The 23,035-nt window shown below is 72.2% G+C and carries 19 protein-coding genes; 11 read left to right on the top strand and 8 right to left on the bottom strand.

Annotated elements, in window-relative coordinates; translation table 11 throughout:
• Window positions 1–70: 70 nt before the first annotated feature.
• On the bottom strand, window positions 71–625 hold the full coding sequence (locus tag AWQ70_RS25210) for a hypothetical protein (RefSeq protein ID WP_169808737.1): 555 nt from the start codon (window positions 623–625) through the stop codon (window positions 71–73).
• Between the two features lie 169 nt (window positions 626–794).
• Complete coding sequence (locus tag AWQ70_RS37975) at window positions 795–2,039, bottom strand: helix-turn-helix transcriptional regulator (protein WP_157530363.1); 1,245 nt, start codon at window positions 2,037–2,039, stop codon at window positions 795–797.
• 285 nt (window positions 2,040–2,324) lie between these two features.
• Here AWQ70_RS37975 and AWQ70_RS25200 point away from each other — a divergent pair, with 285 nt between their 5' ends.
• Window positions 2,325–3,227 (top strand): bifunctional helix-turn-helix transcriptional regulator/GNAT family N-acetyltransferase, encoded by a 903-nt coding sequence (locus AWQ70_RS25200; protein ID WP_067180588.1) that lies wholly within the window; start codon window positions 2,325–2,327, stop codon window positions 3,225–3,227.
• A 142-nt stretch (window positions 3,228–3,369) separates the two neighbouring features.
• On the opposite strand, the gene AWQ70_RS25195 is transcribed toward AWQ70_RS25200, so the two are convergent.
• The 4 genes from AWQ70_RS25195 to AWQ70_RS25180 form a co-directional block, all read right to left on the bottom strand.
• Entirely contained in the window at window positions 3,370–4,158 is a 789-nt protein-coding gene (locus AWQ70_RS25195) for an alpha/beta fold hydrolase (RefSeq protein WP_067180587.1), read from the bottom strand.
• Window positions 4,159–4,356: 198 nt separating this feature from the next.
• On the bottom strand, window positions 4,357–5,250 hold the full coding sequence (locus AWQ70_RS25190; RefSeq protein ID WP_084517795.1) for a methyltransferase domain-containing protein: 894 nt from the start codon (window positions 5,248–5,250) through the stop codon (window positions 4,357–4,359).
• A 365-nt stretch (window positions 5,251–5,615) separates the two neighbouring features.
• Window positions 5,616–6,677, bottom strand: coding sequence for a sensor histidine kinase (locus AWQ70_RS25185; RefSeq protein ID WP_169808736.1), 1,062 nt, complete (start codon window positions 6,675–6,677; stop codon window positions 5,616–5,618).
• A gap of 391 nt (window positions 6,678–7,068) precedes the next feature.
• Window positions 7,069–8,586, bottom strand: a complete 1,518-nt coding sequence (locus tag AWQ70_RS25180; protein WP_157530361.1) for a hypothetical protein — start codon at window positions 8,584–8,586, stop codon at window positions 7,069–7,071.
• Window positions 8,587–8,593: 7 nt separating this feature from the next.
• On the opposite strand from AWQ70_RS25180, the gene AWQ70_RS39965 reads away from it, so the two are divergent.
• The gene (locus AWQ70_RS39965; protein ID WP_169808735.1) at window positions 8,594–8,746 is read left to right on the top strand and encodes a PIN domain-containing protein; all 153 of its coding nucleotides are present in this window, start codon (window positions 8,594–8,596) and stop codon (window positions 8,744–8,746) included.
• Between the two features lie 72 nt (window positions 8,747–8,818).
• Here AWQ70_RS39965 and casG read toward each other — a convergent pair whose 3' ends face one another.
• Together casG and AWQ70_RS25170 are read right to left on the bottom strand one after the other, a co-directional pair.
• A complete protein-coding gene (gene casG / locus AWQ70_RS25175; RefSeq protein WP_067180583.1) occupies window positions 8,819–10,480 on the bottom strand; it encodes a steroid-24-oyl-CoA synthetase in 1,662 nt (553 codons plus the stop codon).
• Window positions 10,481–10,565: 85 nt separating this feature from the next.
• On the bottom strand, window positions 10,566–11,249 hold the full coding sequence (locus AWQ70_RS25170) for a TetR family transcriptional regulator (RefSeq protein ID WP_067180580.1): 684 nt from the start codon (window positions 11,247–11,249) through the stop codon (window positions 10,566–10,568).
• Window positions 11,250–11,349: 100 nt separating this feature from the next.
• On the opposite strand from AWQ70_RS25170, the gene AWQ70_RS25165 reads away from it, so the two are divergent.
• The 9 genes from AWQ70_RS25165 to AWQ70_RS25125 all read left to right on the top strand — a co-directional run bounded on the left by AWQ70_RS25165 (window position 11,350) and on the right by AWQ70_RS25125 (window position 23,032).
• Entirely contained in the window at window positions 11,350–13,563 is a 2,214-nt protein-coding gene (locus tag AWQ70_RS25165) for an arylsulfatase (RefSeq protein WP_067180577.1), read from the top strand.
• A 262-nt stretch (window positions 13,564–13,825) separates the two neighbouring features.
• Window positions 13,826–14,986, top strand: coding sequence for a phosphotransferase family protein (locus AWQ70_RS25160; protein WP_067180574.1), 1,161 nt, complete (start codon window positions 13,826–13,828; stop codon window positions 14,984–14,986).
• Window positions 14,986–16,086, top strand: a complete 1,101-nt coding sequence (locus tag AWQ70_RS25155; RefSeq protein ID WP_067180572.1) for an Rv3169 family protein — start codon at window positions 14,986–14,988, stop codon at window positions 16,084–16,086. Before AWQ70_RS25160 ends, AWQ70_RS25155 begins: the two co-directional genes overlap by 1 nt.
• A 119-nt stretch (window positions 16,087–16,205) precedes the next feature.
• Window positions 16,206–16,808 carry a TetR/AcrR family transcriptional regulator gene (locus AWQ70_RS25150; RefSeq protein ID WP_067180570.1) on the top strand — a complete coding sequence of 201 codons (603 nt, stop codon included), beginning with the start codon at window positions 16,206–16,208 and terminating at the stop codon, window positions 16,806–16,808.
• Between the two features lie 164 nt (window positions 16,809–16,972).
• The gene (locus tag AWQ70_RS25145) at window positions 16,973–17,731 is read left to right on the top strand and encodes an SDR family NAD(P)-dependent oxidoreductase (RefSeq protein WP_067180567.1); all 759 of its coding nucleotides are present in this window, start codon (window positions 16,973–16,975) and stop codon (window positions 17,729–17,731) included.
• 83 nt (window positions 17,732–17,814) lie between these two features.
• A complete protein-coding gene (locus AWQ70_RS25140; protein WP_067180566.1) occupies window positions 17,815–19,233 on the top strand; it encodes an ABC transporter substrate-binding protein in 1,419 nt (472 codons plus the stop codon).
• A 76-nt stretch (window positions 19,234–19,309) separates the two neighbouring features.
• Window positions 19,310–21,604, top strand: coding sequence for an ABC transporter permease (locus AWQ70_RS25135; protein ID WP_067180561.1), 2,295 nt, complete (start codon window positions 19,310–19,312; stop codon window positions 21,602–21,604).
• The gene (locus AWQ70_RS25130) at window positions 21,591–22,325 is read left to right on the top strand and encodes an ABC transporter ATP-binding protein (RefSeq protein WP_067180559.1); all 735 of its coding nucleotides are present in this window, start codon (window positions 21,591–21,593) and stop codon (window positions 22,323–22,325) included. Before AWQ70_RS25135 ends, AWQ70_RS25130 begins: the two co-directional genes overlap by 14 nt.
• Window positions 22,322–23,032 (top strand): ABC transporter ATP-binding protein, encoded by a 711-nt coding sequence (locus AWQ70_RS25125; protein ID WP_067180558.1) that lies wholly within the window; start codon window positions 22,322–22,324, stop codon window positions 23,030–23,032. The genes AWQ70_RS25130 and AWQ70_RS25125 overlap by 4 nt, the downstream gene beginning before the upstream one ends.
• The last annotated feature ends 3 nt before the right edge of the window (window positions 23,033–23,035 follow it).

Raw genomic sequence — 23,035 nt, 5'->3', positions numbered from 1 at the left:
GGGCGCTGCCCGTGCGGCCGCGCGGCTGCCATCAAGGCTTCCGGGGAGCCGGGGCCGTGGCGCGCAGGGGTCACCCGCCGTCAGGGCCGGGCGCGGGGAAGCGCACGAGACGTGCGTTCATCGGGATGTCGGCGGCGACCGGGATGGCCGCTCCCGTGTCGACGTCGACGCGGTAGTAGTCGCTCGGCCCGTAGCCCACCGCACGGATCACGAACTCGTCGGTGCCCACCCAGTCGATGAAACGGTCGTAAACCGCTGTCGCCGGCAGGGACATGACCCCTCGTCCGGTACGCCTGCCGTACAGGACGAAGCCGTTCGTCCTCGCGTGGATCTGCAGCGCGGTCCGGCCGTCGGGGGAGATCCGCGCGTCGGGCTCGCCGTATATCGGCTCAAACGAGAACCGCTTCTTTCCGTTGAGGTCGATCGCCATGACGCCGTCGCTCGTGGTGACTACGAGCTCCTCTCGCATGGTCGACCAGCCGGGCCGGAAGAGTAGGTCCGCGCGGACGAGCCGGAGCCTGCCGTCCCAGATGTAGAGGAGACCGTCGAGGTCGTCGTCGTACATGTGGAGCGCGAGCCGGCGACCGTCGGGGGAGAAGGCGACGGCGGCCATGCGCCTCGTCACGGTGGTGATCCGCCCGGACGGGAGGTCGGCGATGACGATCGCGTCCCGTTCCTTACTGCGGTAGGCCAGTCGGTGGCCGTCCGGGCTGATGACGAGATCCTCTCCGGCGTCCTCGACGAGCAGCCGCTCGCGTCGCTGTGGCGCGTGTCCAGGAGAACCGGCAGGCCTTTCACGCCTGGGCCGGCCGGTTCCGGCCCAGGCCGGCGTGGCGCGCCAGTTCGACGGCGGCGGCCCGGTCCGCCACCTTGAGCCGGCGCGGGATCAGGGTCAGGTAGTTGCGCACGGTCTTGGTGCTCAGGTGGAGCGTCGCCGCGATCCGGGCCGTGTCGTAGCCGGCGGCGAGCAGGTCCAGCACGGCCCGCTCCCGTTCGGACGGGTGCGGGAAGGGCGGCTGGTGCGAACGGATCCCGGTCTCCAGCAACTGCCGGGCCTGCCGCGCGACACTGGCGCCGAAGAGCAACTCGCCGCGGGCGGCGGCGCGGACGACCCGCAGCATCTCCTGCTGGTCGGCGTCCTTCAGCACGTAGCCGCAGGCGCCCTCTCGGAGTGCGGCGGCCACCAACTCGTCGTCATCGACCATCGTCAGCATGACGACGGCGACGTCGGGGGCGAGGGTACGGATCCGCCGGGTGGCGGCCAGTCCGTTCATGCCCGGCATGCGGATGTCCATGAGCAGGACCGCCGGGTGGGCGGTGACCGCGAGTTCGATGGCCTCGTCTCCGTCGGCTGCGGCGCCGACCAGGGTCATGTCGGGCACCGAATCGAACAGGGCGCGCAACCTGTCGCGGAACAGCGTGTGGTCATCGGCCACCGCCACCCGGATGGTGGTGAAGGCGGAGGGCTCCGGAACGGCCGCCACCGAGATCCGCAAGCCGTCACGCTCGAGCCCCTGTCCGAAGGACTGGACGGCGGCGATCACCCCCAGCTCGTCCAACGCCGGCGGCCGCAGTCCATAGACCAGCCGGCGTATGTCCGCCACGGCCGCCCGAATCTGCTGCCGGGCCTCCTCGATCAGCCGGCCGGTCCCCTCGGGATCGTCGGCCAGCCGGTTGCCCGCCGCCGCCAGCTTGAGCATGACCGCCCCGAGAGCGGGCCCAAGGCCGTCATGGAGATCATTGCGCAGCCGCCGCCGCTCCTCCTCCCGCGCGGTCACCAGGGCCCGCCGCGACTCACGCAGCTCGTGGGTGAGGAGGGCGGCATGGGCCAGCACGGCCGCCTGTCGCGCCACCGCGGTGAGCGCCCGTTCGTCGCCGCTCTGCATCGGCCCGTCGCGGTCACGCGGCGCCACCGTCAGCAGCCCCACCGGCAGGCCCTGATGGGTCAGCGGAAAATCGACGGTCGGCCAGGAACCGGGCAGGGCTCCGGCCTCGCCGTGCAGCGGTTCGCGCGGAACCGTCCTCAGCCTGCTCGTCACCCACGACACCGACTAGTCGACGTATCTGGCTGGTGCGGGGCCGCCCGTGGGCAGTCCCCACTGGCTTCGGCGACCCGCGCGGCGGCCTGCGCCCGGGCGACCGCGGGCTCGCCCCAGCCCAGTGTGTCGGCGGCAGGTGGGGCCGGCGCCGTCGGGATCCGGACTGGGCGGGCTGAAGGCGTCGTGTCGGCCCGCATGCGTCGCGCGTCGAGGCGCGCCGAGTCTGGGCATCCAGGCGCGGCCGAGATATGTTTGCCGCAGTCAACGAATTGGTTGAGGTGGGCAATGAATACGGTGGCAGATGTCCGCGCTTTCAACCGCTTCTACACGGGCGTCATCGGTGTGCTCGGCGCCGGACTGCTGGACACGCCCTACTCGCTGAGCGAGGCGAGAGTGCTCTTCGAGCTCAACACGACCTCGGAGGCGGGGACGATCAGCAAGAGGCTGGGCCTCGATCCGGGCTATCTGAGCCGGATGCTCGCCAAGTTCGAGGCGGAGGGCCTCATCGCCCGCGAACGGTCGGAGACCGACGGCCGCCGCCAGGTGGTACGGCTCACGGACAAGGGCCGGGAGACGTACCGCATGCTCGACGAGCGCTCGGCCGCCGACGTGGAGGCGCTGATCGGCGGGCTGGCCGAGGAGGACCGGCGGCGGCTGCTGGGCGGCATGGCGGCGATCCGGGGCGTCCTCGACCCGCCGGCCCGCCGCGAGCCGTACGTCATCAGGCCGCCGCGCGCGGGCGATCTCGGCTGGGTGGTCTACCGGCACGGGGCGCTCTACAGCGCGGAGTACGGCTGGGGCGCCCCCTTCGAGGCCCTGGTCGCGCGGATCGTCGCCGACTACGCGGCCGGACACGACCCCGCGCGGGAGGCCGGATGGATCGCGGAGGTCGACGGCCATCCGGCGGGGAGCGTGTTCTGCATGCACAAGGACGACACGACCGCCCAGCTCAGGCTGCTCCTGGTCGAGCCGTCCGCGCGCGGCATGGGAATCGGCGCGCGGCTCGTCGAGGAGTGCCTGGGGTTCGCCCGGCAGGCCGGGTACCGGCGGATCGTCCTGTGGACGAGAGCCGTCCTGGCGGGCGCGCGCCGGATCTACCAGCAGGCCGGGTTCGAACTCGTGGAGGAGCACCCGGGCGAGGAGTCGGGCCGCCCGGTGGTGGAGCAGGTCTGGGCCAGGGACCTCTGAGCGGTCGCCGTCCGGCCGGGGAGCCCCTTCCCGAGGGGCTCCTCTCATCGCACGAGCCGGCTGCGGGCGGCTTGTCCGTCGCGGTCGCGCCTGGTGCGTGGCCAGGCCCGGCAGCCGGGACCTTCCCGCCGCAGGGTCGGATCTACCGCCCCGCGTTGCCGGCCAGGAAGTCCAGGACGATCTCGCCGGCCACCTCGCGGAACTCCTCGAAATAGGCGTGCCTGGCCCCCTCGATGAGGGCCGTCGTCGCCTTCGGGATGCGGCCGGCGAGCAGCGGCGCGTTGGCCGCGGGGGTGAGCAGGTCGTCCGTCCCGTGGATGACCAGCGTCGGCGCGGTGATGCCGGGCAGAGCGTCCCAGGCGTCGTGGTCGGCGCTGGCGCGCAGATGGCGCCGCCGAGCGTGGGGAGGCATGCCGGGATCGCCCGTGGTGCGGTGCGGTCCGGGATGATCGGCCAGCCAGCGCGGCGTGTACATCAGCTCCAGCAGAGCCCGTTCGGCCGCCCGCCGGTCGAGCTGGCCCAGCGACTTCCTGACGACGTCGTCACGCTCGACTCCGTACCGCCCTCCTGGGGAGGTACAGCCGAGGACGAGCGCGACGACCCGCTCCGGATGGTCGGCCGCGATCCATTGGGCGACCCGTCCGCCCATGGAGGTGCCGTAGACGTGGGCCCGCTCGATGCCCAGGTCGTCGAGCACGGCGACGACGTCCACCGCGAAGCCGCGCGTGCTGTACGGCTCGTCCGGCTTGTCGCTGGCGCCGGTGCCGCGCCAGTCGAGGGTGACGGTGAGGTGCTCACGGGCGAAGTCCGGCCGGACGCCGTCCCACCAATGGTGGTCGTTGGCCTGCCCGGCCAGCAGGACGAGCGGGTGGCCGCGGCCGGCGACCTGGTACGACAGGGCGACACCGTCGGGGGCGATGACTACTGGCACGGGGCGGTCCTTGGGGTCATGTCGAAGCGGCGGGCCAGGATGACGAGGAGTCCGGCTCTGAGGGTAAGGGCGACGCAGCCGGCGATGACCCCGGGCGGCAGCCGTGACGACCGCCCCCGAAAGGGGCTACTCCTGCGGCCCGAAATTCTCCTCGACGAACAGCGCTGTGGGCAGGTCGGACAACGCCTGGATCCGCACCTAACCGAGTGCCGGCGGGTGCTCGGCTGGACGGCGTCCCCAGGCCGAGATCAGCGGCGCGAGTGTCAGGTCGAGTTCGCCCGCGTGGATGGCGGCCAAGTGCGCGTCGATCTCGGCGTCGTCGGCCAGGCCGGCCGCGAGCAACTCGCCGCGCACGTGCCGGATGGTCGCCGCCTCCAGCCGGTCGCAGGCCAGCCCGCCGACCGGGAAAGAGCCCGCCGCGGCGACATCTACCAAGCCGGCCTCACGCAATGCCCGCGGCAGTGTCCGGCCGTAGCGCAGGTCCGCGCCGCGGCGCGTCAGCAGCTCCCGGACCGCGTCGCGCAGCCGGTTGGCCCGCCGCTGCGCCGGGCCGCTGTCGTCCAGGCATGCCAGTGGCTGCAGAGCGGTATCGGCGTCCTCGACCAGCAGCCAGCCGCCGGGCCGCAGCGCCGCCGCCATCGTGGCCAACGCCCGAGCCCGGTCGGGTACATGGACCAGCACGAGCCGGGCGTGCACCAGATCGAACGTCCCCGGCTCCGGGGGCGGATCAGCGGCGACGTCGTGCCGGCGCACCTCGTACCCGCCGCCTGCCTTCAGCCACGACGGGTCGATGTCCGTGGCCAGCACGTGCCCGGTCGGACCGACGGCCGCCGCGAGCGCCTCCGGGATACTGCGGCCACCGGCTCCCACCTCCCAGCAGCGCGAGCCAACCCCGACCCCCAGTCGATCGAAGTGCCCCCGCGTCACACCGTCGAACAGCTCGGCCAGCCAAACGAATCGCTCGCCCGCCTCGGCGCGCGCGTTGTCCAGCAGGTACCCGCGGGCGGGAGCGGGCTCTCCACCGAGTGCGGTAGTCCCGCCTGTCGGATCCGGTCGGCCACCGACGTGCGGCGGGCGGGGCGAGGAGGTCATCACTACATGGTCACCTCCCCAGATCACCAGCGCCACGACGACGGGAGAGGGATATCTCACACAGCCGGCGAACCCCGCACGTCCTACAGCACGGTTCTGCACCGTGACGCGCCGGAAGGGGTACATATATTCGCCCCCCACAGTCAGCGCACCAGGCGTGGGACAGCGCGCTGACCGGACTGTCGGCTACGGCCGGCTCGACCTTCGATGCGGCAGCGGCCGCAGTGCGTCGCCGCCGCGGTCAGGGTAGAGATGGCGCACCTGATGGGCAACGTGGGTCGCAAGAGCGGTCTTGCCGATCCCCGGCAGGCCAGAGATCACCCGCTGCGTGACGCCCCTTCGACGGTCGCCGCGCGCATCGCGGGCTACGCCATGCCGCGGCCGTCGTCCATGAGCGGCAGGCGGAGCACGAACCTCGCCCCTCGTGGGGAGTCCTCGATCACGAGGGAGCCGCGGTTGGCCGTCGCGGCCTCGCGGGAGAAGGCGAGGCCGAGGCCGCTGCCGCCGGGGTCGCGGCGCCGTCCGTCGGCCAGGCGGAGGAAGGGTTCGAAGACCCGCTCGCGGTCGCCGGGGGCGATCCCGTCGCCGTCGTCCTGCACCGTGACGACGGCCTGGTCGCCGACGCGTTCCACCGTCACGTCGACGCCTGAGCGCGCGTGCCGCTGCGCGTTGGCGAGAAGGTTGGTCACGGCTCCCGCGATCGCCAGCCGGGTGCCGAACACCGTCAGGTCACCGGTGGCCCGGAACCGTACCGGCACGTCGCGGGGCCGGCCGGCGACCTCCTCCCGCACGAGCGCGGTGAGGGCGAGCGGCTCGGGGAGCGCCGCGTCGCTGTTCCTGACCCGGGTGTACGCGAGCAGCTCGTCGATGATCCCCTGGAACCGCTCCGCGGTGCGCAGCGCGGTACGCAGGGTCGCGCGCGGGTCCACCTCGTCGGGGTAGGCGAGCGCCTCCTCAAGCTGCGCGCGCAGAGCGGTGACCGGAGACCTGAGCTCGTGGGAGACCATGGAGGCGAAGCGGCGCTGCTGGGTCATGACCTCCTCCAGCCGGTCGAACAGCTTGTTGGAGGAGCGGGCGAGCCGGGCGATCTCGTCGTCGCCGCGCTGGGGCAGCCGCCGCAGGATCAGGTCGCCGACCGTCATGTCGAGCCGCTGCCGGATCGCGGCCAGGGGGCGCAACATCCGGCCCACCAGGATCCAGGTGATCCAGGCGGCGGCGACGGTGGCGAGCAGGATCGCTCCGGCGATCCAGGCCAGAGCGAGCTGCTGCGCCTCGCCCTGGACGCGCTGCTCGATCCTGTTCCGGACCACGAAGTCGAGACCGGCGCCGATCGTGGTGAGGACCGCGAGCGACAGGAGCCCCACGCTGAGCGCGTAGCGGCTCCGGATGGAGTTCGGGCGCGGCACCTGCACCCCTCTGAGTCTCACGGCGATCTCTCCCTTCTGCGTGCGGCCGACGTCGGATGAGCGAACCTTACTCATGCTCCTGACTTGTCGTTCCAGGTCGCTTCAGGGGAGTCCGCGCAGGTGGCGGGGGTTGTGGATCGGTCAGCTCCCGGGAGGGGCCGTGTCTGCGGGGCTGCCGGCGTCTCTCGTGGGGATCCGCGGGCGGGGGCCGGTCGCCGGGTGGTGAGGAACACCACATTTGGTTGATGTATCAACGTAGATATGTCAGCCTGAACCCGGACATAACGGACATTGTTCGTAGTCCGACCCACCGAGGCGGGACATGGCAATGGGGGCATGCCTCGCCGCCCACCGTCGGAGGGAGGGCCGGGTCGGGGAGGTTCGCCCGGCTCTCCCGCCGTACGGCCCGCGCTCACCCGCCCACGGAAAGGAACCAGCGCAGTTCGGCGGCCTCTCTCTGGCCGAGGGACGCCTCGGCCGCGTCGATCAGCGCGGCCAACTCGTCCGCGAGCTGCCGCGGCGGGCTCGTGTACATCGTCGCGGCCCCGTCGGCCCGCCACATGACGAGGTCGGCGCGGGCGCGGCGGCGGAGCGACTCGTCGGTGTCGCCCATCAGCGTCAGATCGGCCTTGAGCCGGGTCCAGGTGTCCACCCCGGTCAGCAGCCGGTGGGCGGCCTGCCGTACGTGCCGCGGGAGGCCGGGGCCGAGCAGCGGCCAGAGCCGGTCCGCCGGCACGCCGGAGCGGCGCAACCCGGTCACCGCCCTCCAGACCACCGCCGGCGCGGGGTCGCCGAGCATCGGGATGAGATCCACCGGCGCGCCGAGACGGAGCAGCGCCCGGACCGCCTCGGCCCGTACCGCCGGACGCGGGTCGGCCAGGTACGGCCGCACGAGGCCGGCGTCACCCCCGCCCCCGCAGTCGCCCAGACCGGCGATCAGGCCGGCGACCCTCGCCCCCGGCCGCGCCGCCAGGAGCGCGCGACAGGTCTGCGCAGGGTCGCCGCCCGCCCTCCTGACCGCCCACTGCGCCGTCAGGCGCACGACCGTGGAGCGGTCGTCCAGGAAGCGCGCCCCGTGCTCGGGGCGGCCCAGGCGGACCAGCCCGGTGAGCGCGACGGCCCTGACCCGGGCGGAACGGCCGGTCAGCAGCCGTTCGAGCAGGTCCGGCCGGTCCATGCGGCCGACCGCCTCGGCGCACCACACCCGGGAGACGGCGTCGCTCTCGCCGAGCGCGGCCGCCATCAGATCGGTCTCGCGCAGGCGGCCCGAGTCGAGGGACACCCGGTACGCGAACCTCCGGGCGCGGGGGTCGGCGCAGCCCCGCGCCCTCGCCGACGTCCCGTCGTCCGCGCGCAGCAATGCCGCGCGGACCTCGGCCAGGGCCGGCCCGCCCCGCCGCCGGTCGCCGAGCCGCACCGCGATCGGGAGGGCGGCGAGCAGGTCCGCCGCCGGGTCGGCCAGCACCAGCCGGAGCGTCTCGAGCGCCGCGATCCTGACCTCGTCCACCCAGTCGGCCGCCCGGATCACGAGTACGGGAAGGAGTCGGAAGTCGGTCCGCATGGCGTCGTGCCGTACGGCCTGCTCCCGCTCGTAACCGTCGTGGGAGCTGGCGCGCAGCGCGACGTCGAGCGTTGTGCCGGGCTCCCACCCCCGGGAGGTCCCCGGCCGTCGCGCCGGACGCATGTAGTCGTACCAGGGAGCGCGGAGCGCGAGGTCGAGATCCAGCCACAGCGTGGGCCGGCTCGCGGTGAGCGCGTCGAGGGCCCGTCCGGCGCAGGTCGGCTCCGCCGCCGCGCCCAGCAGCCCCTCGCACAGGTCGTGGAAGGCGTGCGGGTGACCGGCCTCGGCCCTCGCCACGAGTCCGGGGACGACGTCCAGCGGCGTACGCGCCCTTGGGAGCGGCCTGATCCGCCGCCTGAACCACCTCACGCCGGTCATGATCCCACCGACGGCCGCGGCGCTGCCGGTTGTCGACGGCTTGCCGGCCGCTACGGCCCGCGTGCGCGGGTGGACGGTGGTCACGCGCAACACGAAGGACTTCGAGCGCACGGGAGCGCGGCTTCTCGATCCGTTCGAGTGGCCGGTCTGAGCCGGCGCCTCCGGGACGGCGGGGGCCCCGTCCGGGTGGGCGGGGCCCCGCCGGGCCTTCCGGCCGGATCGCTCAGGAGGATCGGTCGCTCACGGAGCTCTCGACCTCGCGGCGGACCACCTTGCCGGTGGCGTTGCGGGGCAGCCGTTCGGTCGTGATGCGCCAGCGGGAGGGCACCTTGAAGTACGCCAGCTCGTCCGCGGCGTGCGCCTGGAGCTCCTCCTCGCCGACGGGCCGCTCGCCGTCGGTGACGACCACGGCCATGACCTCCTGGCCGAGATCGGGATGGGGGACGCCGATCACGACGCATTCGAGCACGCCGGGGTGCTCGGCCAGGACGTTCTCGATCTCGGCGGGGTAGACGTTCTCGCCGCCGCGCAGGATCAGGTCGGAACGCCGGGTGGTGAGGCGCAGCCGCCCCTGCTCCATCACGCCGATGTCGCCGGTGTGCAGCCACCGGTCCGCGCGGATGGCCTGCTCGGTGGCCGCCGGGTCGTTCCAGTAGCCGAGCATGTTGAACGGGCTGCGGACGCAGATCTCGCCCTCCTCGCCCTCGGGCAGCGCCTCGCCCAGCGGGTCGCGGACCTCGACCTGGACGCCGACGATGGGGCGGCCGAGGGTGCCGGGCGCCTCGGCGAGGTCGGCGGGCGTCGCCGCGGCGACGGCGGTCGAGGTCTCGGTCAGGCCGTAGCTGTCGACGAGGGCGTCCTTGGCCGGCGGGAAGGCGGCGCGCAGCCGCTCCTTGAACGCGGTGGACGACGGCGCGGACGCCAGCGCGAAGGCGGTCAGCGAGGAGAGGTCGTACTTCGACAGGTCGCCGTGCTCGATCAGGCGGTGCGCCATGGTGGGCACGGCGCCCCAGTTGGTGACCCGCTCCTTCTCGATCAGCCGCAGCACCCGGTCCACGTCGAACGCGCCCTGGTGCATGACAACGGCGCTGCCGGTCGCCAGGCGGGGCACGGCGAGGTTGTGCAGGCTCGCGATGTGGAACAGCGGCAGCGCGAGCAGGTAGCGCCGGTCGGCGGGGTCCGTCGGGTCGCCGAACGCGGCGGCCATGGCGTCGTTCATCCGGTGGTACTCGACGACCGACGTCAGGTTCCGGTGCGAGTGGACGGCGCCCTTCGGCCGTCCGGACGTGCCGCTGGTGTAGAGGATGACGGCGGGGTCGTCCTCGGCGACGTCGACGGCGGGCAGGACGGCGTCCGGGAGCAGGCGGGAGAGCCGGGGGATGTCCTCCTCGACGGTCAGGACGGTCACGCCGCCGTCGACCAGCGCGGCACGCCTGGCGTCGGCGACGACCATCACCGGCTCGGTGTGGCCGATCGCGTACTCGACCTCGCGGCGCGACCACCAGGCGTTGTAGCCGACGGCGACGGCGCCGAGCGCGATCGTGGCCCAGAAGGAGATGATCCAGGCGGGGGAGTTGGCCGCGTTGATGGCGACCCGGTCGCCCGGGCGCACGCCGTACTCGTCCCGGAGGGCGGTGGCGAGGGACGCGACCCGGGCGGCGTGCTCGGTGAAGCTGAGGCGCTCGTCCGCGGTGACGATGTAGTCGCGCTCGCCGTGCCGGACCGACCGGGCCAGCACCTCTCCGAGCGACCTGGCACGGTTCTTGTAGACCCTCATGCGGGCGCCGAGGACGTCCTCCTCGGCCAGTTCGAAATCCCCGCCGGGGCCGGTCAGCCGGGTCATGGCCGCGAAGGCCGCCGCTCTCGGGTCTGCGGACGTTGACATCAGTTCCCTCTCGTGCCGCCGGGACTCCGTCTTCCTTGGCGGCCAATATTGGCCATCGCGGCCGCCGTCGAACGCGGCTTCCCGGTCACTGGGACGGAATGGCGTCCGGCGGGGCGCCGGCCGGTGAGCGGGGCGGGCGGGGCGCCCGCAGCAGCGCGGCCATGCTCACGACGAGGTCGGAGACGACCTCGTCGAGCGGGACGGCGGAGCCCTCGGACGAGGCGAGCTGCCGCTCGTGGTCGGCCAGGACGCGGACCACGATGGCGGCCATCCACCTGGTCCGGCGCTCGAAGACCGCGGCCGGCGTCCCGGGCAGCCGCAGCCGGAGCTCCTCCAGCATGTACGCGATGCCGGGATGCTCGGGGCCGCCCGGCTCGTCGAGGTCCCGCATCAGCGGATGGTCGAGCGCGCTCGCCAGGAACCGCAGGTACCAGGTCTCCCTCCGGGAGCCGGCCATCGACTCGGCGAGCGGGACCACGAGCAGCCGGATGAGCGACTCGACGCTCGGCGGCCCGTCGGCCGCGCGCAGCTCGGCGACCATCTCCATGCGCCGCTCGCTGATGGGCGCCGAGCGGTGGCGGGCGATGGCCGCGATCAGTCCGTCCTTGGAGCCGAAGTGGTACTGCGTGACCGAGTTGTTGCGCTGCCCGGCGGTCGCGCCGACGGTGCGCAACGAGACGGAGGCGACGCCGTGCTCGGCGAAGAGCCGCTCCGCCACCTCGATCAGCCGGATCCGCGTGTCCGGGGACGGCGCCGCGTCCGCCGTCACGGGCACCTCCCCGGCCCGATCACGACGAGGCCGTTGATGAAGTAAGGCACCTGTCTTATGTTGCCATAAGACAGGTGCCTTACCGATATGAGGAGTTCGAATGGCGACGACCTCCGGTGAGAACGACGTCCTCGCGGGCGGGGCGGGACCGGCGCGGCGCCCCAACGTCGTGGTCGTGCTGCTCGACGACGTCGGCTTCGGCGCGGCCGGGACCTTCGGCGGCCCGATCGACACGCCCGCGCTCGACGCGCTCGCCGCCGAGGGGTTGCGCTACAACCGGTTCCACACCACCGCGATCTGCTCGCCCACCCGCGCCTCGCTGCTCACCGGCCGGGACCCGCACGTCACCGGCGTCGGCACCGTGCTGAACTCGGCCAACGCCCACCCGGGATATCGCGGCGTGCTCCGGCCGGAGACCGCGACCGTCGCCACGACGCTGCGGCGGGCCGGCTACGGCACCGCCGCCTTCGGCAAGTGGCACCTCGCGCCGCCGTGGGAGTCCACCCAGGCCGGGCCGTTCGACCGCTGGCCAACCGGGCAGGGGTTCGACCGGTTCTACGGCTTCCTCGGCGGCGAGACCGACCAGTACGACCCGACGCTGTACGAGGGGACGACGCCGGTGTCCCGGCCCGACGTGCCGGACTACCACCTGACCGAGGACCTGGTCGACCGGGCCATCGAGTGGGTGCGGCTGCGCGCCGCGCTCACCCCGGACCGGCCGTTCTTCCTCTATCTCGCCCCGGGCGCGACGCACGCGCCGCTCCAGGTGCCCGCCCGGTGGAGCGAGAAGTACCGGGGCAGGTGCCGCCGGGGCTGGGACGCCCTGCGGGAGGAGACCCTCGAACGCCAGAAGCGGCTCGGGGTGGTGCCGGAGAACACCCGGCTGACGCCGCGGCCGGAGGAGATCCCGGCCTGGGACGACCTGGGCGACGCCGAGAAGGCGGTCGCCGAACGCCTTATGGAGGTCTACGCCGGGTTCCTGGAGCACACCGACGTCCAGATCGGACGGCTGGTGCGGGCGCTCAAGGACGACGGGCTGTTCGACGACACGCTCTTCCTCTACGTCGTCGGGGACAACGGCAGCAGCGCCGAGGGAGGCGTGCCCGGCAGCCTCGACTACATGGGCGCGCTGCAGGGCCTGCCGGAGAGCGTCGAGTCCCGGCTGGCCCGCCTCGACGAGATCGGCGGCCCGAGCACGTACCCGCAGTATCCGGCCGGGTGGGCGTGGGCGCTGACCGCCCCGTTCAAGTGGGTGAAGCAGGTCGCCTCGCACCTCGGCGGCACGCGCAACCCCCTGGTGGTCACCTGGCCGGCCGGGATCGCCGACCGGGGCGGCCTGCGCGGCCAGTTCTCCCACGTCAACGACATCGCGCCGACGATCCTCGAGGCGGCCGGACTCGCCGCGCCCGCCGAGGTGGACGGCGTGACGCAACTGCCGATGGACGGCGTCAGCCTGGCCTACACCTTCGCCGACCCGGACGCGCCCGAGCGGCACACCACCCAGTACTTCGAGGTGTACGGGCACCGCTCGATCTACCGCGACGGGTGGATGGCGAGCGCGCACCACGGCGGCACACCGTGGTCGGTCGGGCGCCCGGGGCCGGACCGCCCCTTCGAGGACGACGTCTGGGAGCTGTACGACCTCGAACGGGACTTCAGCCAGGCCGAGGACCTGGCCGCCGCAGAGCCCGGGAGGCTGCGCCGGATGCGGGCGCTCTTCGAGAGCGAGGCGGCGCGGGCGGGCATCCTCCCGCTGCGCGACGCGCGGGTCGCCCGCACCCGGATGCCGAACCTGGCGCGCGGCAGGAAGCGGTTCACCTATCGTCCCGGCGCCGTCGGCATCCCCGAGTCGAACGCCCCGCGCGTGCTCGGCAGGTCGTGGTCGCTGCGCGCGGTGGTCCACGCCGGCCCCGCCGCGCCGTACGGGGTGATCGCGACGATGGGCGGCCGCGCGGCGGGCTGGGCGCTGTACCTGGACGGCGCGGGCCGGCCGGCCTTCGTCTACCGCACCTTCGCGCTGGCCTCGCTCACGCTCACCGCCGCGGACGGTCTCGGCCCCGGACGCCACACGATCGAGGTGGACTTCCGCCACGACGGGGGCGTCGCGGCCGGGGGAGAGGCCGCCCTCGTCGTGGACGGCGTCACGGCGGGCAGGGACCGGATCGGCGTCACGCCCCCGGCCCTGTTCTCCATCGACGAGACGTTCGACGTCGGCCGGACCTCCGGCTCGCCCGTGGGCGACTATCCGGCGGCCTACCCGTTCACCGGGGGCGTGCTCGAACGGGTCGACATCACCCTCGGAGAGCGCGGCTGATGGCCGGCACCGTGACGGCCGACCCCGCGACGGCCGACCGTGTGACGGCCGACCCCGCGACGGCCGACCGTGTGACGGCCGACCCCGTGACGGCCGGCACCGCCTCCGCCGGAAAGCACAACGGGTATACAAAAATTAGACCCCGAGTCTATATTTGGGCCACCTGCCGCCGGGAACCCGCAGATCGGCCGTCATCCGGGTATCCGCGCCCAGGGCATCGGTGGACAGTTCGGCGCTCGACCCCCCCGAAGGAAGTGCCGTCATGACCGACAGAAGTACTCACGACAGCGCGCTGCCCGAAGGCGCGCGGACGAACATCACGACCAGCCGGCGGGGTCTGGAGGAGCTTCAGGCCTCACTGACCGCGTGGCTGGCCGATCAGCTCGGCACCGACGACGTTCAGGTGCGCAACCTCAGCCGCCCCGGCCAATCGGGGATGTCCAGCGTCACCGTGCTGTTCGACCTGGAGTGGAGCGCCGACGGTGCGAGCCGCCGGACCGCCGAGCTCGTCGCCAGGCTCGCCCCGGAGGCGACGGCCGTACCCGTGTTCCCCGCCTACGACCTCCAACGCCAGTTCGACGTCATCACGGCGGTGAGCAGGCACGGCGACGTGCCGGTTCCGCGCGTCCGCTGGGTGGAGAACTCCGGTGAGCCGCTCGGCGTGCCGTTCCTCGTGATGGACCGCCTGACCGGTTCCGTGCCCGTCGACAACCCCCCGTACGTGTTCGGCGGCTGGTTGCACGAGCTCGACGCGGCGGAACGGCGGGACCTGCAGGCGCGCACCGTCGACGTCCTGGCCCGCATCCACGAGATCGAGGATCCGGCGGGCCGGCTTCCCGCGCTCGCTCCCGCCGACGGAGAGTCCGGCCTGCGCCGGCATTTCGAGAACGAGCGCCGATACTACGAGTGGACCCGCGGTCAGGACGGGCTGCGCATTCCCGTCCTTGAGCGGGCGTTCGACTGGTGCGAGGCGCACTGGCCGGCCGATCCGTCGCCCGACGTGCTGTGCTGGGGCGACGCGCGCATCGGCAACATCATGTACGACGGCGTCGCGCCGGTCGCGGTGCTCGACTGGGAGCTGGCCGCGCTCGCTCCCCGCGAGCTGGATCTGGGCTGGTTCATCTTCTTCCATCGCATGTTCCAGGACATCGCGGAGCTGTTCTCGATGCCCGGCCTGCCCGAGATGTTCACCCGCGCGGACGTGGTGGCGCAGTACGAGCGCAGCGCGGGCGTCGAGCTGCGCGACCTCGACTTCTACCTCGTGTACGCCGCGCTGCGGCACGGGATCGTGATGTCCCGGATCGAACGGCGCCGGATCCAGTTCGGCGAGGTGTCGGCCCACGAGAACCCGGACGAATACGTGCTGCACCACAGCATGCTCGCGCGGCTGATCGACGGATCCTACGAATGGGAGAAGCAGTGATGAGGCCCCATCCGCTCGACGAGTTCCCCATCCACCAGGCTCCGCTGTCGATGGCGCGCGTCGCCACCAGCGATCGGAACTTCTACGACCGGTGCTATTTCAACGCGCACGACCGCACCGGGGACGTCTTCCTGATCACCGGCCTCGGGGTCTACCCGAACCTCGGCGTGGTCGACGCCTTCGCGACCGTTCGCCGTGGCGACCGGCAGTGGGCGGTCCGGTTCTCCGACGCCCACGACCGGCGGTCGACGCAGGCCGAGGTCGGCGGCTACCGGGTCGAGGTGATCGAGCCGCTGCAGCGGGTGCGCCTGATCTGCGAGCACGAGGAGCTGTCTTTCGACCTGACCTGGGAGGGGTCCTTCCCGAGCGTGCTCGAGGAGCATCACATGTTGACGGCCGGCCCCCGGCCGATCCTCGACGCGACCCGCTTCGCGCAGGTCGGGAGCTGGTCGGGCGTCCTGAACGCCGCGGGGACGGAGTTCGCCGTCGATCCCGACGTCTGGACGGGCTCCCGGGACCGCTCGTGGGGAATCCGGCCGAGCGGCGACCCGGACCCGGCCGGCCGCATGGCCGACGAACCGATCGGCGGTCACTGGTGGACGTATGTGCCGTTGCGCTTCGACGACTTCGCGCTGATGGTGATCATGCAGGAGAGCCCGGACGGCTACCGGACGCTCAACCACGCCACGCGGGTGTTCGCCGACGGCACGATCGAGCAGCTCGGGTGGCCGCGCTCGGAGATCACGTATCGCAGCGGGACCCGGATGCCGGAGTCGGCGAGGCTGCACCTGGCGACGCCGTCCGGTGAGCCGCTGACCGTGGACCTCGACCTGCTGGGGTACATCTCGCTGAACCTCGGCGCGGGCTACAGCGGGGACCCCGACTGGACCCACGGTCAGTGGCGCGGCCGGAACTGGAGCCTGCTGTCGGAGTACGACCTCGGCGCCCCGGACATCGTCGCGATGCTTCCGTACGCGACGATCGATCACATCGCGCGTGCGACCTGCGACGGCCGGGAGGGCTGGGGCATGTTCGAGCACGCGGTGATCGGGCGGCACGACCCCTCCGGATTCGTCGGCTACCTGGACATGGCGCCGTAGCGGGCCCGCCGGTCGATCCCCGATCGACCGGGCCGTACGGCACCCCTGAGCAGCGGGCCCGTGCCCCCTCGTCCTTTAGGGTGCGGGGCACGGTGCCGCGGGCGGAAGGGGATGCCGGGATGGGCGCTCGGGAGCGCAACAAGCGCGAGACGCACGCGCGGATACTGAAGGCCGCCAAGATCCTGTACGCCGAACGCGGCGTGGCCGGCACCACGGCGGACGATCTCGCCCAAGCCGCCGGAGTGTCCCGCGCAACGTTCTTCAACTACTTCCGGTCGAAGGACGACGTGCTGGCCGCGCTGTGGGCGGACGAGATGGACCTGCTGGCGGCGTTCATCGACCAGCACCTCGCCCTTCCGCTCCCGACACGGGAACGGATCCGCAGGGTGTTCGAGGCCGTCGTACGCTCGACCGAACGTCATCCCGGCTACCTCGAGGTCGTGACGGCCGAGCTGGAGCCGGACCTCGCCCGGCCCGAGGTGAGCGCGCCGCGGAACGCGATGTTCCACGCGCAACTCCGGCGGCTCGTCGACGCCGGGCTCGACCAGGGCGACGTGCGGACCGATCACGATCCGGAACTGCTGACGGAGATGATCGGGGCCGTCTACCTGTCGGTCCTCCGGTGCTGGCGACTGGATCACACCTACGATCTGCCGGCGCGATCGGCGGCCGCGGCGACCTTCATCGCCGAGGCGGTGACCGCCGAGGCGGCCCGCGGCTGACAGCCGGGACGAGGGGGCCGGAGCGATCTTTCCGGCCAGCGGGACGCCCTCCCGCGTGTGCGCGCCGTGGTCGAAGAGATGTTCCCGGTGAGCGGGACTGCCTGCTCAGCGTGTGCGGGATCACATTCACTATTGCGGCCATCACACGGTGAAACGGGAGATCAATGGGAACCCTCGACGGGAAGATCGCCATCGTGACCGGGGCCGGCCAGGGTGTCGGACAAGGAATCGCCCTCGCGCTCGCCTCGGAAGGCGCGTCCATCGCGGTGCTCGGCCGGACCATGCCGAAGCTGGAGACGACCTGCGACCTGATCCGTGAACGCGGCGCGCGGGCCGAACCCTTCCTCTGCGATGTGATCGACACCGAGGCGGTCCCCGCGGTCGTCGCCGAGGTGGTCGCGCGGTTCGGCGGAGTCGACATCCTCGTCAACAACGCCTACTCGGGTTCGTACGGACCGCTGCTCTCCATGGACGACGCCGCCTTCCAGAAGGGCTTCCGCAGCGGACCCTTCGCGGCGTTCGCGTTCATGCGCGCCTGCCACCCCCACATGAAGGAGCGGGGCGGCGGCAGCATCGTGAACCTGATCAGCTCGGCCACGGTCCGGTGGGATCCCACGACCTACGGCGCGTACGCGGCGGCCAAGCAGGCGCTCCGCTCGCTGACCAGGACGGCGGCGGCGGAGTGGGGTGTGGACGGCATCCGCGCCAACTCGATCGCCCCGCACGCGCTCTCGCCCGGGCTGAAGCGCTGGATGGAGGCGAACCCCGCCGAGGCGGAGGAGTTCTGCCGGACCATCCCGCTCGGCTACGTCGGCGACTGCGAGCAGGACATCGGCCGGGCCGTGGTCGCGCTGGTCGGCCCCGACCTGCGCTATCTCACCGGCGCCACCGTGCCGCTCGACGGCGGACAGGCCAACTTCTGATGGTCTCCCATCGGGACGAATCCCACCCTCACCCCCCGCATACCGGCCGCCGTACGGCGGTCGGCGAAAGGAGATAGTTCCGGATGAAAGGCACCATCGCCCGCGTAGCGGCGACCACTGTCGCCCTCACGGTGCTGGCCACCGGGTGTGCCAGCGAACGCGGGGGATCGGCCGCGGTGCCGGACGCCACCACCGGTGGTGGCACGGCCGCGGCCGGAGACTCCGGCGTCAAGGAGACGTTCGGCACGCTGGAGTCGCCGTGCGGCAAGGGGGATGCCAAGGGCGCCACCGACCAGGGCGTCACGGACACCACGATCACGATCGGCTACGGCGACGATCGCGGCTTCACCAAGGCCCCCGGCCTGTCCAAGGAGATGGGCGACGCGATCAGCGCCATGATCAAGTGGTGCAACGCGCAGGGCGGCATCAACGGGCGCCAGATCAAGGGCAACCAGTACGACGCCGCGTACATGCAGGCCGCCACGGTCATGCAGAAGGCGTGCAAGCAGGACTTCATGCTCGTCGGCGAGGGCTTCGCGATGGACGAGTCCGCCGAGCAGTACCGGGTCGCCTGCAACCTGCCGGTGGTCGCGGGCTACACCGTCGGGCCGAACGCCGCGATGGGCCCGATGAAGTTCGAGGCCGTCCCCTACCCGGTGGACTACTACAACGGGGCGCCGATGAAGCTCGCCTCGACGACCTTCCCCGAGTTCGCCTCGAACGTGGACCTGATCACGTCCACCTCCCCGGCGGTCATGACCGGCAGCAACAAGGTCAAGAACGTCATGAAGAGCCTCGGCATCAAGCCGATGGAGTGCGGAGTCCAGCTCAACAACGACGGCGACCCGAGCTACGTGCCGTTCGCCGAGAAGTTCAAGGCGTGCGGCGTCAAGGCCCTGTGGACCTCGAAGACGCCGGACCCGTCGGCCTTCAGCCTGCTCGAGGCGCTGGACCGGGTCGGCGCCCACCCGACGCTGGTGATGGAGGCGACCTGGTACAGCCAGGCCGTCGCCAAGTGGAACACCTCGGGCGTGGGTGACAAGATCCACGCCGGACTGATCTTCCAGCCGTTCGAGAACGCCGACAAGGTTCCGGCGGTCAAGAAGTACATGGACCTCGTCGGCGCGGAAGGCGGCAAGATCGCGCTGCTCGGCATGCAGGCGACCTCCGGGTTCCTGCTGTGGGCGACGGCGGCCAGGGACTGCGGCTCCGAGCTGACCCGCCAGTGCATGGTGAACAAGCTCTCGCAGGTGCACGAGTGGACCGGCGGCGGCCTGCACGCGCCGACCGACCCGGGCGGCAACATGCCGGCCTCGTGCGCGCTGCTGGTGAAGCTCACCGGCTCGACGTACAAGCAGGTCGCCCCGGCGGCCGTCGGCGAGTTCGAGTGCGACAAGGGCAACGTGCTCAAGACCGACCCGGCCACCTGGGGCACCAAGCTCGACGGGGACCGGATCGCCACCACGTTCCTCACCCCCGACGTGATCAAGCCCCAGGTCTGATCCGCCCGCCGGGAGGCGGGCCGTCACCCCCCGGCCCGCCTCCCGGCCGCTCCTGCCACTCTCACCTAGGGCAACCATGACCACGTTCCTGACCTTCACGATCCTCGGGCTCGTTCTGGGGTCGGTCTACGCGATCGCGGCCTCCGGGCTGGTCCTCACGTACAACACTTCGGGAATCTTCAACTTCGCCCACGGCGCCCAGGCCATGCTGGGCACGTTCCTCTACTGGCAGCTCACCTACGGGTGGGGGCTGCCCATGTGGCTGTCATTGATCATCGTGGTGGGCCTGGTCGGCCCCGCGATGGGCGCGGCCCTGCACACCCTGATCATGAAGGGGCTGCGGGACACCGCCGACGTCACCAAGATCGTCGTGACCGTGGCGATCCTGCTCGGCATGGTCTACCTCTCCCAGTGGATCTGGCATCCGGAAGACGCCCGGATCATGGAGATGTTCTTCGGGGCGAGCGCGAAGATCGAGCTGCTCGGCGTGGTCATCCGGGCACACGAGATCATCTGCCTCGTCGTCGCGGCCGCCATCGCCGTCGGCCTGCGGCTGCTCTTCACCCGCAGTCGCGTCGGCGTCGTCATGCGCGCCACCGTGGACGACCCCGACCTGCTCCGCCTCGCCGGGCACAACCCCGACCGCGTCGCCATGCTGTCCTGGGCGATGGGCTCGACCCTGGCCGTCCTGGCCGGCGTCCTGATCACCCCGATCGGCGGCGGCGCGTTGGAGGCCAACCAGCTCACGCTGCTGGTCATCGACGCGTTCGCGGCCGCGATGTTCGGCCGGCTGCGCAGCATCCCCCGCACCTTCGCCGGCGCGATCGTGCTCGGCATGACCGCCACGTACGTCATGGCGTACTTCCCGACCGACTGGACGTGGACCGGCAACTTCCGCGTCTCCCTGCCGATGATCATCCTGTTCGTGGTGCTGATCGTGCTGCCGCAGGACCGGCTGCGCGTGGCCGCCGTGCGGACCCGCGAGCGGTACCGCGTCCCGAGCGTGCGCTCGGCCGCGACCTGGGGCGGCGTCTTCGTGGCGGTCGTCTTCCTGCTCTCGCTCCTCATGGAGGATTCGTCGATCACCACGTTCACCCTCGGCATGACGTTCGCGATCATCGCGCTCTCGCTCACCGTGCTCACCGGGTACGCGGGCGAGCTGAACCTCGCGCCGCTCTCGTTCGGCGCGGTCGCCACGATCGTCGCGTTCCACTTCGGCGTGGCCGGCACCGGGCTGGCCGCCCACCTGAGCCTATGGGGCGTCCTGCTCGCCGTGCTGGTGACCGCCGTCGTGGGCGGCGTCGTCGCGCTGCCCGCGCTGCGGCTGCGCGGCCTCTACCTGGCGCTCGCCACCATGGCCTTCGGGGTCTTCCTGTCGAACATGGTGCTGCGCGACACCACCGAGCACACCCTCTTCGGCGTCACGTTCTCGCTGTTCCCGAACGGCACGCTGATCGTCCCGCCGCTCAAGGTGGGGCCGCTCGACCTGCGCGACCCCCTCACGTTCCTGCTGACCGCCGCCGTGCTCTTCGCGCTGATCGCGGTCGGCCTGGTCGCCCTGCGCAACAGCGGGTACGGCAGGCGGCTGGCCGCGATGAAGGACAGCCCGGCGGCGGCGGCGATGCTCGGCCAGAACCTGGTCAGGCTGAAGTTCGGCGTCTTCATGCTCTCGGCGGCGATCGCCGGGCTCGGCGGCGTGCTGATGGCGGGCGCGAGCGGCTCCGTGGCCGGGGACAACTTCACCATCATGGCCAGCCTCGGCCTGGTGATGCTGACCGTCGTGGGCGGCATCGGATACGTCAGCGGCGCCCTGTTCGGCGGCCTGATGGCGGGCGTCGGCTTCGTCATCATCATCGGCACCTTCAACGACCTGGCGATGGCCGATCCGGCGATGGGGACCGTGTACACGTCGATCGGCCAGCTCGCGATGGTCGCCACCGCCCTCATCGGCATGGGCGTCGGCAAGAACCCCAGCGGCACCGTCCACGACCTGGTCGGGAGCTACCGCGCGCTGCGGAACGCGAAGCCCGTGCTGGTCGGCGGCGCCGCCGCCGAGGCCGTGCTGTACGTCCTCGCCCTCACCGGGGTGATCGGCAACTGGTGGTTCGCGATCCTCACCGCCTGCCTGGGCATGATGCTCCCCGTCCTCGGCAGGATGCTCATGCCCGCCGCCGTGCTGGGCGCGGAGGAGGCCGCCCGCCGCCGGAGCACGCCGCTCGAACTCGCCGGCGTCGAGGAGCCGTACACCGAGGAGCTGCGGCGGCGGCTCGACCGTGAGCTGGGCCTGCCGGCGGGCGCCGCCCCCGCGACCCCGCGGCGGACGGGCTTCCCGCTCGCGGCCGAGGAGGGAGACGTCCATGCCGTTGCTTGAGACCCGCGGCGTCACCGTGCGGTTCGGCGGCAACACCGCCGTCGACGACGTCAGCATCGGCGTCGAGGAGGGCGCCGTCACCGGGCTGATCGGCCCGAACGGCGCGGGCAAGACCACACTGTTCAACACGATCACCGGGCTGCAGCGGCCCGCGTCCGGGACGGTCCTGCTCGACGGGGCCGACATCACCCGGCTGGCCCCGGCCAGGCGGGCGCACCTCGGCATGGCCCGCACCTTCCAGCGGCTCGAACTGTTCCTCTCGCTGTCGGTGCGCGACAACATCAGGGTGGCCGGCGACATCCTGCGGGCGAACACCCGCCGCCGGATCGACGTCGACGAGGAGACCGACCGCGTCATGGAGCGGACCGGCCTGACCGACATCGCCCACCTGGAGATGTCGGACGTGCCGACCGGCCGGGCACGGGTCGTGGAGGTCGCGCGGGCGCTGATGACCTCGCCCCGCGTCCTGCTGCTCGACGAACCCGCCTCCGGCCAGACCGAGCAGGAGACCGAGGCGTTCGCCCGGCTGCTGTCCGGCCTCGCCGACGAGGGCCTCGCCGTCTGCCTGGTCGAGCACGACCTGCCGCTCGTGATGCGGCTCTGCTCCACCGTCCACGTGCTCGACTACGGAGCGGTCATCGCGTCCGGCACGCCGAAGGAGATCCAGGAGTCGCCCGAGGTCATCGCGGCGTACATCGGCACCGAGGAGGTCACGGCGTGAACGCGGAACCGGAGCCGCTGCTGGAGCTCGTGGGCGCCCGCGCGGCCTACGGCCCGATCGAGGTGCTGCACGGCGTCGACCTGGCGGTCGGGCCCGGCTCGGTGGTGGCGCTGCTCGGCCCGAACGGCGGCGGCAAGTCCACCACCATGAAGGTGTGCGCGGGCCTGCTGCCGCTCACCGGCGGCGAGCTCAGGTTCGCCGGGCGCCGGGTGAACGGCGTCACCGCGCAGGACGCCGCCCGGCTCGGCGTGTGCTCCATCCCCGAGGGCCGCGGCGTCTTCCCCAATCTCACCGTGCGGGAGAACCTGTGGGTCGCCACCGGCACCGGCGCGACGCTCGCGGAGATGGAGGAGGCGGCCTACACCCGGTTCCCCATCCTCGGCGAGCGGCGCCACCAGCTCGCCGGGTCGTTGTCCGGCGGCCAGCAGCAGATGCTCGCGCTGTCGCGCGCCCTCGGCACCGACCCGGCCGTCCTGCTGCTCGACGAGCTGTCCATGGGGCTCGCGCCCATGATCGTGACCCAGATGTACGACACCGTCGCGCAGCTCGTCGCCGAGGGCCTGTCCGTCCTGGTGGCGGAGCAGTTCGCCCGGGCGGTGCTGCCCATCGCCGACACCGCCGCCCTGATGCTGCACGGGCGCGTCGTCGCGGTCGGGCGGCCCGGCGAGATCGAGGACCAACTGTCAAGCAGCTATCTAGGAGGCTGAGCG

The sequence above is a fragment of the Microtetraspora niveoalba genome, assembly GCF_001570405.1.
Taxonomy (GTDB): domain Bacteria; phylum Actinomycetota; class Actinomycetes; order Streptosporangiales; family Streptosporangiaceae; genus Microtetraspora; species Microtetraspora niveoalba.
Note: the sequence above shows the minus strand (reverse complement) of the source record. Positions and strands in the feature narration are given on the sequence as shown.